The organism is Bacillus sp. FSL K6-1338, from assembly GCF_038006965.1.
In the GTDB taxonomy this organism is placed as follows: Bacteria; Bacillota; Bacilli; order Bacillales; family Bacillaceae_G; genus Bacillus_A; species Bacillus_A thuringiensis_S.
Window position 1 is genome coordinate 294,163 of sequence record NZ_JBBOWI010000002.1, and the last position, 13,571, is coordinate 307,733.

Here is a 13,571-nt window from a genome sequence, read left to right on the forward strand (position 1 = left end):
TTATTTAAAATTGTACACTATTAGTTTTCTAAAAGTCTCATAAATTCGTGTATAACATATTATGAGACTTTTTTCTTTGAGCCCATTCAATAATAAATATAAAGAGATTGGAAAATAAGTGGAAAATATGAATGTGAAATAGAATATTATCCTCTGAAAATGTTTTTTACTATCAAAAATAAATAGGAATTGTTCATTGAGAGTTTTTAAATTTATATAAGATGTTAGGTGGGAAGGAAATAATGAATATATATAAGGTACGTGTGCCAGGAAATATAGAACATAATATTATGCAGAAACTTATGCGTTTGGTCTCAAAAGAAAAGCAGATGAAAATACAGAAATATAAAAGAAAGACCGACCAATATAGCGCCTTAATTGGAGATATTATAATAAGATATTTAATTACTACAAATTTCTCAAAAGAAAATAAAGATATTAAATATAAATACAATGAATATGGAAAGCCTTATGTTGATGAGTTAAATAATTTTCATTTTAATATATCACATTCCGAAAGTTGGGTTGTTGGAGCTATTCATGAGGAAGAAGTAGGAATAGATGTAGAAAAAGTCCGGCCCATAGATACTACAATGATTAAAAATATTTTTACTGAGGAAGAATTTAATTATTTAAATTCATTAAATGTAGAACAACAATTAGATGTGTTTTATGAATTATGGACTATAAAAGAAAGCTTTGTTAAATGGATAGGGAAAGGACTAACTATACCTTTAAACTCTTTTGTTATTAAAAAAAATACAATATTTTATGGTGACATGCTATCTAATGAGGTTTATTATAAAAAGTTTACTATTGGTAAAGATTATAAGCTTTCTTGTTGTGCTTCTTTAGATAGTTTTCCAGAATCAATAATTGAAATTGACTTTGTTGATTTGTGTAATTACTTTATAGAAGATAAGCATTCTTACATAGTTTAAAATGATCGATATTTCCTTAAGGAAAGAAAATTTTTGGAAATTTAATTTTGAAAATTATAAAAGCAAAAATCTGAATAAGTAATTAAACTTGCTGGAGATGCAATCATTTTACGCTTAATAGATTACTTTGTGTATATATTAGTATGTCATTCATTGTTTGTTTACTTAGATCAATGGTTGCAATAACAATTGTTAGCGTTATAGCTGTAACAATTAAGAGGTTATCATAACTAAAAATAGCGAGCCAGTAGAAGGAGTATATCTCTTTTAAAGAGGGCTCTTTAATGACTGCAGCAGTAATTTGTATCTAAACTGACAATCCGGAAAACGATATTTTTGAATGGGTGGATTTTTTAGAAGTGGGCTATAAAAGAAACAGCCAACATTGTATGTATATTATTAGTAAAAAAGATAATTTGAGTATGAATTGACAGAAAATTGATAAAAGAATTGAGAAAGCTGAAAATTCAGTATTTTGAGTATATTTTTAGCGTTGTAGTGTGTAATATATTCAGCAGAGCTATATCATAAAAAATAGGAATATAGACTAACAATAGAATTATATGTAAGTATTTATGAGTAAAAATAGTATTCGAGTTCATATAGGCTATATATCAACTGCTATACATTAGTTTAAAAACAAATGTAGAAAAGTGTGGTAATGGATCCACATAAATTATATTTGCAATCTATTATGTTTTACCTTAGCTGTTTAATAGTTTTGATTTACATATATGTGTAAATACATTTTTGTTACAGGCACTTATTCAAAAGGGAGGTAATATAATAATGGCTATTCGAAAACATTTAATTACTCTTGAGGATCTTACTGATAGTGATATTAACCAAATTGTAACTCGTGGGGTAGAGTTTGCCACAGGTAAATCGCAACCTAATCACATATTAGCGGGAAATATAATTGGGATTTACTTCCGTAAAACATCGACTAGAACTCGATCGGCATTTTCTGTTGCAGCATTAAAGATGGGTGCACAAATTGTATCGTATGGTCCAAATGATTTGCAAGAAAATACAGGGGAGTCTATAGAAGACACTACTCAAGTACTTTCGCGAATGCTGGATGGACTAGTAGCAAGAACTGCAGATAGTCAAAAAGAAATGGAAAAACTGGCATCTCAAAGTCGTATGTCAGTCATTAATGCAATGAGTGCGGAAGAACATCCAACACAAGCGCTAACAGACCTAACAACAATGAAACAAAAATTTGGTGAAATAGCTGGATTACGGGTTTTATATATGGGAGAAGGTAATAACAGTGCGGCAGCTCTAGCTCTTTCTTTATCTCGTTTTCCAGGTACGGAGTTATATCTTTTTACACCTGCTGGTTATGGAGTGTCTCCGAGTGTGCTTGAAAAATCAAAAGAATATGCACGATTTTCTGGTGCTAAAGTTGTAGAATTTCATGATATAAAAATGTTACCTAGTGAAGTGGATGTTGTATATACAACAAGGTGGCAAACAACAGGGACAAGCAAAATAGATCCTTTATGGAAAGATGCATTTAATCCATTTGCAGTGACAGAGAGAATTTTGACTTTATATCCGGAAGCTACTTTCATGCATGACCTCCCAGCACACCGGGGGGAAGAAGTAGCAGCAACAGTTATTGATGGACCGAAAAGTATTGTATTTACCCAGGCCGAAAACAAGCTAAATAGTGCTATGGCAGTACTTGAATGGTGCTTAGCTTATCGATACTAAAGAATCTAGCATTTATTGTCTTTCAGGTATAAGTTCTATTTGAAATACATTCGAAAGAACATTTACAACTATTTATCTTTAATTATTTTTTTAGATTTTAACCAAGAAAGGAAGCAAATTATGCTCAAGAAATTAGAGAGTTTAGAAAGGGTAATCGGCAACACACCTATGATTAAATTAGAGCATGAAAAGATTAATCTGTATGCGAAACTAGAATATTACAATTTAATGAATAGTGTTAAAGTACGTGCTGCTTACCATATTTTAAAATCAGCAATAAGTCGCGGTGAAGTGACTGAAAATTCTACGATTATCGAATCTTCATCTGGTAACTTTGCGGTTGCTCTTGCTACTCTTTGTAGGTATATCGGCCTGAAATTCATACCAGTTATTGATCCAAATATTAATGATAGTTATGAGAATTTTTTGAGAGCAACTTCCTATCAAGTAGCTAAAGTGGATGAACGAGATGAAACAGGTGGCTATTTATTAACGCGTTTAAATAAGGTGGAAGAACTTTTAAATACTATTCCTAATGCATACTGGACAAATCAATATAATAATGCTGATAACTTTGAAGCCCATTATCAAGGAATTGGTGAAGAAATATCTAATGATTTTAAACAGTTAGATTATGCCTTCATTGGAGTGAGTACTGGAGGAACTATCGCTGGGGTATCTACACGATTAAAAGAAAAATTTCCTAATATTAAAATTATTGCGGTAGATAGTCAAGGGTCCATTATTTTTGGTGATAAGCCACGTAAACGGTACATACCAGGAATTGGTGCCAGTATGATACCTGGTATGGTTAAAAAAGCATTGATTGATGATGTAATGATTGTACCGGAGGTCCATACTGTTGCAGGTTGTTATGAGCTATTTAATAAACATGCAATATTTGCTGGTGGATCATCAGGGACTTCATATTATGCAATTCAAAAGTATTTTGAAAATAGGGATGTTCAAAATACACCTAATGTTGTTTTCTTGTGTCCTGATAATGGACAAGCTTACACATCAACTATTTACAACGTAGAATGGGTAGAATGGCTTAATACACAAAAATCAGTAGAAGACCAATTAGTTTCTTTATAAAAATGATATAGAAATGAGGAAGCAATTATGATGTATTTAAATACTAAACATATCAATGAAATGGGTGTTAATTGGGAAGAAACAATAAATGTCATTTCAAAGGCAGTAAAAAGTCTTGATGCAGAAGATTTTTCTCAGCCAATTAAGCCATACTTACGTTTCGATGATCCGGCTAATAGAATTATTGCTATGCCAGCTTATATTGGAGGAGAATTTAAGGTTTCAGGAATCAAATGGATAGCTAGTTTTCCGAAGAATATTGAGAAAGGTATTCAACGTGCTCATTCAGTTACTATATTAAATGATGCTATGACTGGAAAACCATTTGCGACACTTAATACAGCGATGGTCAGTGTAATACGAACAGCTTCTGTTACAGGGTTAATGATTCGAGAGTTTGCCAAGTTAAGAGATTTAAATAATGTTAAAGTTGGAATTATTGGATTTGGACCTATTGGTCAGATGCATTTAAAGATGGTAACTGCCCTATTAGGCGATAAAATCGAAAGTGTTTACCTATATGATATTAATGGAATTAAAGACGAATTAATTCCTGAGGAAATTTATTCTAAAACTCAAAAGGTTAATGCATATGAAGAAGCCTATAATGATGCTGATATTTTTATTACTTGTACTGTTTCTGCAGAAGGTTATATTGATAAGAAACCTAAAGATGGGGCGCTACTACTCAATGTTTCTCTTCGTGACTTTAAGCCTGATATCTTAGAATATACAAAATCCCTAGTTGTTGATAATTGGGAAGAAGTCTGTCGTGAAAAAACTGATGTTGAAAGGATGCACCTTGAAAGAGGTTTACAAAAAGAAGATACAGTATCAATTGCTGACGTTGTAATCCGAGGAGCACTGCAAAACTTCCCTTATGACAAATCAATATTATTTAATCCAATGGGTATGGCCATATTTGATGTAGCCATTGCTGCTTATTACTATCAAAGGGCTAGGGAAAATGAAATTGGTGTTTTATTAGAAGACTAGTAAAATTATTAAAACGCAGTTTGAAATAATTGTCTAATATCCGCTAAATATTGGTAAACACGACTAATCATTATAGTAAATTAGTTATTTGATAAGCTTAGAATTTATGTAATTATTTGAGGAGCTGTTTTTATGAGTGAAATTATTTCGGCCTTAGATCTCTTACATCCCAAGCAAATTCGCTTTCATGAATCATATGAACACAAACGATTGGAACAAATTTGTCGTGTAATGGAAAGCGAAGGTGTTTTACGGAACCCTCCCTTAGTATCTGAGCTTAGTGATGGTAATTATCTGTTACTTGATGGTGCCCATCGTATGAAGGCTATGATGGCATTAGGTTGTAAACGCGTTGCTGTACAGGTAGTACCTGATGAAAAAATAAAAATTCGTGCTTGGAATCATTTATTACCAATGGGGGAATGGGTAAATAATTTAAAGAAAGAACCTACAATAATTTGGTCAGGTAAGATTATTGCTAATAAACGTTTGCTTGCAAAAATTACAGAAGCAAATAAACAAGTACATTTTTTATATGCAAGGGATTTAAATAGCGATTTATTTAATCATTTAGAGATATGGCATCGTATTGTCAGCTTATATCAACATGAGTATACGGTACGCCGTCATTCAAATGATACTGAGGTCTGGCCTCATTCAAATGAAATATTGATGAGTTATCCAGAATACTCGTTGATGGAACTGAAAAAGGTAATTGAAGCAAAGTTTTTAATGCCAGCGGGAGTTACTCGTACGACGCTTAGTGGTCGGTTATTGAATTTACGTATACCACTTCATATATTGCGTACGGAAGTATATCCTGCTGGTGAATGGGAAACGTTATGTGGAAATTGGTCAAAATGTTTACGCCTTTATGACGAGCCAATATATGTTTATGATGCTTAATATATTGTTTAATGATTATGATGTATATTTTTTATTTATTTGTAAAAATTTCATTATATGATTTATATTAATTCAAAATATTTTTATTATGTTATAAAAACTTTTTGAATTAGTATTTAAGACTAATCTAAGAGAGGTTTGTTATCGGATGGGGTAAATATTACCAAAAAAAATAAAGTGGAGATCTCTAAAAAATTAAAAACTTTCTTGGGTGATCAATATTCACTTGAATTAGGAGATTACATAAGTTTTGAGATACTTGAATTTATAATAAAAGAATTAAATCCACATTTTAATCTAGCTACAAAAAATAGGTTGGAAAATCTCTTAAAAAATATAGAGAAAGAGATATATAGCGAATTAGTTTCACATGAAAATAACAAGGTATAGGTAATATTATATGTATTTAAATGTAGAATAGTATAAACCTATATCTACATAATGTGTTGTTATTAATTTGGTAGAATTGCGAGGATCAAGAGAGTTGATGATATACAATTTTTAGAAGAGATGGGATTGTGAAGTGAATATACTTGCAATTTCATCTTTTTATTTTTAACATGCTTTTTGCAATGCATGATTAAAATTTTCTGACGAAGCATTATACTATTAAAAAAAGAATTGATTATCCTATTTTATGGTAAAATATTCTTGAGTTATATCTGCTGAAAATCTATTTTTTACAAGTTTAATTAATATTCTTAATCGTTATTCAGGTATTAGAAGAATTATTTAAATTATTAAATAGCATTGATTATTAATAAATTTATAAAATTTAAAAAATATTAGCTTGAAAAATAGCCTTTAAATTTTAATGATATAGTAAGTGAGTCTCCTTTAATTATATTAATATAGTTAAATATCCTATTATTTTATTTTTCTATAAATATATCTTTTTTTTATTAACATTTAATGGTATATTGTTTTTAGATAATGTTGTGGTAAATTATTGAATTTATAACATCATTTTCAAAAAAATAAAAGGTAGGTATTGAAATGGAAACTGAAAAATATTTACAAGTCGTAGAAGATGAAGAGATTGAACAATTAGTTGGTGGAGCAGGACCTGGTTGGGTTGAAACTTTAACTAAAGATTGTCCTTGGAATGTGCCTGTAGCATGCGTCACGATTATGGGACAAAGAATTTGTAAAAAATGCTACTAATAGTTAAAGAGAGTAAGGCGAAAGGCCTTACTCTCTTTAATGAGAATGAATTTCTAACTGTTTCTCCTACCTATAAAAAGAAGAGGTTATTATGAAAAATAATTCACATGGAATTTTGAATACAATAGATAATGGATCACATTCTTTAGTAACAAAAGAATATCTAGAAAAAAATTTTGTTATCTTTTTAGAGGATTTTTCATGTAATGATGTCATTAAGAATGACGAAAACTATAACTTTCAAAAAATAATACAAACATATGTAGTATTCTTTAAAAATATGATGTTAAATAAAATTGATTTTTTTGGTAATGTTAAGAAGGTTTCTGAATGGATAATGCTTGATTTAGAAAAAAGACTATACCAAGTATTAAGGCCATCCTTAATTGTATACATAAATAAACTTAGGGTAGAAAATGCTTTAAGAGGAATGGATACCAATGAAGAATATAAGTATTTTACAAAGAACTTCTTTCATTTTAAAAAATTTTATATGAATTTTTTTAAAATATTACCCGTATTAAACGAAAAAATTTTTACAATCATTGAAAATGAAATAAATTATATGATTTGGTTACAAGGTGCTCTTGAAAAAGATCAAAAAGAAATTCATAAAATGTCGGGTTTTAATATTATGCATGTAGAAAAAGTTATTAACCTAGGTGACTACCATAATAATGGAAAGAGAACAATTCTTTTAGAAGATAAATTTAATAATAAGGTAATTTTAAAACCAGTCGATTTGAAAAATTCTATACTATATCATAGTTTAATTAATCAACTGAATAAAGATTTAAATACGGATATCTTTATTCCGCAAGTAGTTAATAAAAGAAATTATGGATATATGGAATACATTAATCATGAATCATGTGAATCTAATGAGCAAATTAAAGATTATTATTATAATTTAGGTGTAGTGCTTTCGGTAATGTATTTGATTAATGGAAGTGACATACATAATGAAAATATCATAGCTAAACAATCCTCACCAGTCATAATTGATTTTGAGACATTAGGAAGTACATTAAATCCAAGTGTTACTGAAGAAACCAGTAGTTTTATATTATCTAATTCAGTATTAAATTCTAGAATGCTACCTATAAGGTTTAGTGGAGGTAGGGAGGTAATAAGAGATTACAGTGCAATTGGGAGAGTAATGAAGACTTTGGTAAAAACAATTAAAATAAAAAATGAATTTACATCGAATCCAATTGAAATAAGAGAAGAGACAATAGTAGAAGATACAGTTCAGAATTTACCATTTTTTAACGATGATATATATGAGTACGATAATTATATAAATGATATTATTAAAGGTTTTGAGAATGCATATAACTCAGTTTTAAAAAACAAAGAGGAATATATGCGTATATTAAAAAATAGTGTTTCTAAATGGAATTATCGAAAAGTATATCGAAATACTAAAGTCTATACCCTTTTATTAGATAGACTAAATGTTCCGGATTTATTAGAGAATAAATTAAAGACCATAAAATATTTGCGGAATATTCTTGAAAAAAATAAATACTTGGCTACTAGGAAAGATATTATTCAAAAAGAGATAGAGGCATTATTAACCTATGATGTTCCATATTTCTTTAATAAGTATGAATGGGAGTCTTGCGAAAGTTTATCAAGTAATGAAATAGATCTAGAAATAAAATTTAAAAAAATTTCATATGCTGACTTTTTATTACAAAGAAAAATTATAGAAATATCCCTTTCTAATCAAAATGATAATCTATATAAGCTGAATACAGTAAAGGAAACAATTAATTTTCGAACTAATTTACCTACAAATAAAATAAAGGAAGCAATTACAGGGAAAATTCTTGATGGCAGTTATATATCAAAAGACGGTTCTGTAGATTTTATTGGATTAAAAACAAATTGGCAAGGGGAGCTTGAGATAAACCATTTGAATAGTGGAATATATGATGGATTATTAGGAATAAGTTCATTACTGAGAAATAATGCTGATCCTAATCAGATTGAAATTATAAATAAAATCGAACAAAAAGCCCTGCAAGAAATATTAAACAAAAATAAAAATAATTATGGTTTTGTAAATGGTGTTAATGCAATTATTTCTTACTATTTAACAAATTCACCACATATTACATCTATTGATGAAAGATTGATCTTGCAAATATTTATGGATGTCAACTCTGATATTGAAAAAGGTAAATATAGCGATAAGCATTTTGATATATTAGGGGGGTCAGCTGGTCTAATTTTAACGGCAGTTAAGTTCTATCAAATTAATCCTAATTATAAAATATTGCTTAAAGTGGCTGAAAATCTCGGTGACTACATTGTCAATAATATGCAAACACATAATGAATTTGTATATTGGAAAGCTCACGATACTCTAAATTTAGAGGATTCATTAAAGGGGTTTGTTCATGGATTATCAGGACAACTTCTCGCATTTTATAAGTTAAAAGACATATTAAAAACAAATAAGTACGATAGAGTAATACATGGTATACATAAAAGTGAGAAAATGAGTATGAGTGAATATGAGTATACAGATAGCTGGTGTAAAGGGTTTAGTGGAATGGGAATATCGAGAATTAAAATTTTAGAGTCGTATCAAAATGAAGATATACAATCAGATTTAATCTTTTTTAAAAAACAAATCTTAAGTACATTACATGAAAATAGTGATTATTGTTTATGTCATGGTTTAATGGGGAAACTAGACTTTTTATTGGAGTTAGAAAATAGAGGTATGCTAGAGCGCAATGAAAAACAAATTGTTATGAAAGTAACAAATAACTTTTTGAATAATTTTGATATAGAAGATTTTAATCCTCATAAAATCGCATTATTTACAGGGCTAGGAAGTATTTTGTATTTTTTACAAAGGTTAGAGGATAATAAACTAAATAGCATTTTATACTTTAATGCCTAGAATAGGTGATAAATATGTTAAGGAAGAAAATTAAATTTATACCGCAAATGACATCTTTTGATTGTGGGCCTAGTTGTCTAGCAATGATTATGCATTATTATGGTTCAGCAGTACAAGCTTCGGAAATTAGAAATAGTAAAATTATCAATAAAAAATCGGCATGGAGTTTGTTGGATATTAAAAAAGTTAGTAAATCGTATGGACTTTCTGCAACTGCATATAGGATAGAAAATATAACTGATTTACAAAGGATACAAAAGCCGATGATAGCATTTTGGGGCTTTAATCACTTTGTAATTATTGAAAGGGTTAAAGCAAATAAATTTTATATTGTAGATCCTAAGGCAGGGCCGATGATAATTGATATAAGAAGTTTTGAGGAAATGTTCTGTGACTATATCCTAGTAATAGAAAACAAAAAAGATATACAGCCAAATACTAAAAGGCGTGAAAAACATATATTACTTAGATATATTGATCATTTTGTATCTCCTAGCCAGATTGTTTTATTAGCACTATTAGCATTGTTAGCACAAATCTCAATTCTTGCTTTCCCCTTTATTTTGAAAAAGTTTATGGATATTTTGAATGCTTCAAAGGAAGTGGATGTAAGATACCTTTTAATTATTTTGGGAAGTTTAATCGTTGTTATAGGGATAAAATCTATAACTTCTATTATAAAAGTAAACTTTCAGAAAGAAATTGATAGAAAAAGTACAACAAAAGTTTTTGAGCATATGTTTAATACCCCCATAGAAAAAATTACTACACGTCATGCAGGGGATTTAAATGTAAGAATCATGAGCCTAGAATCAATACGAGGATATATTTTAGAGGATCTAATTGAAATGATTATATCAATAGTAGTTATCATTCCATTATTGATGTATCTATTATATACTGAGACTTTTTATACTTTAATATTGATGTTTTTTATTGCTAGTTCCCTATTTATTAATATTTCCTTAGGGAAATTCATATATAATGCTAATTTAGTCGAAACGTATTACCTAGGAGAACATAGAGGGAAAATTAATGAATCATTAAAAGCGATGTATTATGTAAAGGCTACAGGGATTTTTTCTAGAATTAAATCTGTATGGCAAAAAGATTATAATAAATACTTAGATACGGTACATAAACGAGCGCTAAAACAAAATGCTTTAGAATCATTTAATAGTTCCCTATCAACAATATTTATTATCATAATGCTTGCTGTAGGATTTTATAATTTTAGTAAAGGAGAAGGGGATTTAAGTAATATTTTCTTCTTTATTGCTATATCTAGTATTATATTTTCTCCGGTTTCAACAATTATAGGATCAATTTTAAATTGGAATTCAGTTAAACCACTTTTATTAAGAACTTTAGATATCTTGGAAGAGGAACTAGAAAAAGATGGATCGGATACTAAAGTAAACATTCTTAGAGGATCGATTCAATTTAATAATATTTCGTTTAGTTTTGATGACAAAAAAATAATAGAAAACTTAAGTTTGAACATTAAAAATAACGAAAGTATTGCTATTGTTGGAGAAAGTGGCAGTGGTAAGTCCACTTTAGCTAACTTATTATTAAAATTGCATACTCCCGATAAGGGTAATATATTAATAGACGATAGAGATATTAAAGATTGGAACAGTGAGGAACTAAGAAAAAATGTAGGACTAATGACTCAGGATGGAGTTTTATTTAGAGGAAGTTTATCTGAGAATTTATCTTACTTTGATATAAATTATGATCCTTCAAAAATCCAGGAGTCTATTGATAAATTGAATCTGAGTAATTATATTCAATTTCAAAGTATAAATGATATTTTAATCTCAGAGGGAGGAACAAATTTCTCCGGTGGCCAAAGACAAAGGTTGGCTATGTTACGATTGTTCATGAAAGAATATCCGATTCTTATTTTGGATGAACCAACTAACCATTTAGATAGGGAAACGGCAAATGCTGTTATTGAAAATATATTTGCCATACCATCCACTAAGATTATTATCACTCATGATGAAAATATTTTAGAGCGTGTAGATAGAGTTTATGAACTTACTGATAAAAAATTAAAACAACGAGAAATATTTTCTAAATCCAAATTGCAAACATTAGGTAAAGGGTAAATAGAATATCTAATAGATCAAGAATTTAATAGATACTTACTTTTATTTGAGAATAAGAAAGTGAGGAACAAAATGAAATTAGCAATCCAAACTAAAAATTTAACAAAGTCTTTTGACAATCAATCCATTGTAAGGGATTTAAACTTATCTGTTCCTGAAGGAAGTTTATATGCTTTTATTGGACCAAATGGTGCAGGAAAAACAACAACAATGCGAATGCTATTAGGGTTAATTCCATTAGATAAAGGAACGATATTATTTAATAATAAAGATATCAAAGATTGGAAAGAAGAATTATTTGAAAATGTGGGTTGTTTTATTGATTCACCTACCTACTATCCTAATTTGACAGCATATGAAAATTTAGCCTATGTACAAAAAATGATTAATAAGCCTTTAGATGAAATAGACAGAGTATTAAAAATTACAGGAATATATAAAGCAAAAGATAAAAAAGTGAAAGATTTTTCTTTAGGAATGAAACAAAGGCTAGGTATTTCCTTTGCTATTCTTAATGATCCTAAAATACTAATTCTTGATGAGCCGACAAATGGATTAGACCCAGAGGGAGTACACGAGATAAGGCGCTTATTACTTCATTTAGTAAAAAATGAGGGGAAGACAATATTTATTTCTAGTCATAATTTAGCTGAAATTGAAATGATAGCAGATCACATAGCATTACTACATAAGGGTAACTTACTCTATGAAGGGAATTTAAACAGTATTATTACTTCTAGAGAATATATTGTTCATGTTAATGACACTACTGCCACAGAAAGGATTTTAAATACAGAGGATATACCTTATAGCATAGAAAAAGAAGGGGTATTCAAACTAATGATAGATCAAAATAGTGTTCCTAATTTAACCAGAATATTAATTGAAAATGATATAGATATTTTTGAAGTTAGCCCTAAAAAGCTAACATTAGAGGAAGTATTTTTATCTTTAACTAAACAAAAGGAGTTACTATCATAATGCAATTTATCTTTAAAAGTGTGAATAGTGAGATGAGGAAAATTGGTGGGAGAAAATTATTGTTATTTTCTTTGTTTTTTTCATTATTATCAAGCTTTTTGTGTATAAGTTATTTTATTTTTAACAAGAATAATCCCGATATGTTTCAATCTACCAATCTTATAGCAATTACAGTAAACTTTAATACACTAACATTAAGCATTTTTTCTGCTTGTATGTGGTATTTTATCATTTCTTCTGAAAATAAATATGGTACTTGGGCCATTATCTATACAAAGCCAATTTCAAAATTTAAATTATTGGTAGCTAAAAATTTATTGTTTATACTGTTTTATTTAATCTTTAATATTTTAAATTTTTCAGTTATGGGTATCTATATTTTTATAAATGGATATGAAATATCTATACTTTATTTTTTGAAAATGTTGATGCTTTGTACAATTCTATCTTTAGCAATACCATATTCTCAATTACTTTTTCATTTGATTATAAAAAAGGGAATTCTTGCGGCGTCCTTGTCAGTTATTTGGATTTTTTTTAGCGTAACTTATGGATTATTTCCTGTAGTATTCACAAAGACATTTCCAATATTTTATGCATTGAATATAGTAAGTGATGTAATGATGAAAGAAACAACTATTTTAATATATCTTGCAAGTTCTTCAATCTATATTTTAGGAATTATGTTATTAGCTGTGAGTTTTAAATATTATACATATGAATAAT

The 13,571-nt window shown here is 28.7% G+C and carries 11 protein-coding genes; all 11 read left to right on the forward strand.

The features are described from left to right. The first annotated feature begins 242 nt into the window (after positions 1 to 242). The 11 genes from NZ044_RS28280 to NZ044_RS28330 all read left to right on the forward strand — a co-directional run bounded on the left by NZ044_RS28280 (position 243) and on the right by NZ044_RS28330 (position 13,570). A complete protein-coding gene (locus NZ044_RS28280) occupies positions 243 to 941 on the forward strand; it encodes a 4'-phosphopantetheinyl transferase family protein (RefSeq protein WP_097890282.1) in 699 nt (232 codons plus the stop codon). Between the two features lie 789 nt (positions 942 to 1,730). After that, positions 1,731 to 2,663 (forward strand): ornithine carbamoyltransferase, encoded by a 933-nt coding sequence (locus tag NZ044_RS28285; protein ID WP_340950134.1) that lies wholly within the window; start codon positions 1,731 to 1,733, stop codon positions 2,661 to 2,663. Between the two features lie 120 nt (positions 2,664 to 2,783). Beyond that, positions 2,784 to 3,761 (forward strand): 2,3-diaminopropionate biosynthesis protein SbnA, encoded by a 978-nt coding sequence (gene sbnA, locus NZ044_RS28290; RefSeq protein WP_136804477.1) that lies wholly within the window; start codon positions 2,784 to 2,786, stop codon positions 3,759 to 3,761. Between the two features lie 27 nt (positions 3,762 to 3,788). Then, positions 3,789 to 4,757 carry a 2,3-diaminopropionate biosynthesis protein SbnB gene (gene sbnB / locus NZ044_RS28295; RefSeq protein WP_136804476.1) on the forward strand — a complete coding sequence of 323 codons (969 nt, stop codon included), beginning with the start codon at positions 3,789 to 3,791 and terminating at the stop codon, positions 4,755 to 4,757. A 210-nt stretch (positions 4,758 to 4,967) separates the two neighbouring features. Continuing rightward, entirely contained in the window at positions 4,968 to 5,663 is a 696-nt protein-coding gene (locus NZ044_RS28300; RefSeq protein ID WP_229145108.1) for a ParB N-terminal domain-containing protein, read from the forward strand. A 138-nt stretch (positions 5,664 to 5,801) separates the two neighbouring features. Further along, on the forward strand, positions 5,802 to 6,053 hold the full coding sequence (locus NZ044_RS28305; protein ID WP_136804475.1) for a DUF2164 family protein: 252 nt from the start codon (positions 5,802 to 5,804) through the stop codon (positions 6,051 to 6,053). Positions 6,054 to 6,659: 606 nt separating this feature from the next. Then, on the forward strand, positions 6,660 to 6,827 hold the full coding sequence (locus tag NZ044_RS28310; protein ID WP_016090584.1) for a type A2 lanthipeptide: 168 nt from the start codon (positions 6,660 to 6,662) through the stop codon (positions 6,825 to 6,827). Between the two features lie 91 nt (positions 6,828 to 6,918). After that, positions 6,919 to 9,747, forward strand: coding sequence for a type 2 lanthipeptide synthetase LanM (gene lanM / locus NZ044_RS28315; RefSeq protein ID WP_170264829.1), 2,829 nt, complete (start codon positions 6,919 to 6,921; stop codon positions 9,745 to 9,747). Between the two features lie 14 nt (positions 9,748 to 9,761). Further along, positions 9,762 to 11,864, forward strand: a complete 2,103-nt coding sequence (locus NZ044_RS28320) for a peptidase domain-containing ABC transporter (protein WP_016090586.1) — start codon at positions 9,762 to 9,764, stop codon at positions 11,862 to 11,864. Between the two features lie 72 nt (positions 11,865 to 11,936). Continuing rightward, positions 11,937 to 12,845 (forward strand): ABC transporter ATP-binding protein, encoded by a 909-nt coding sequence (locus NZ044_RS28325; RefSeq protein WP_098607837.1) that lies wholly within the window; start codon positions 11,937 to 11,939, stop codon positions 12,843 to 12,845. Further along, a complete protein-coding gene (locus NZ044_RS28330) occupies positions 12,845 to 13,570 on the forward strand; it encodes an ABC transporter permease (RefSeq protein ID WP_021728630.1) in 726 nt (241 codons plus the stop codon). Before NZ044_RS28325 ends, NZ044_RS28330 begins: the two co-directional genes overlap by 1 nt. Position 13,571 lies beyond the last annotated feature (1 nt).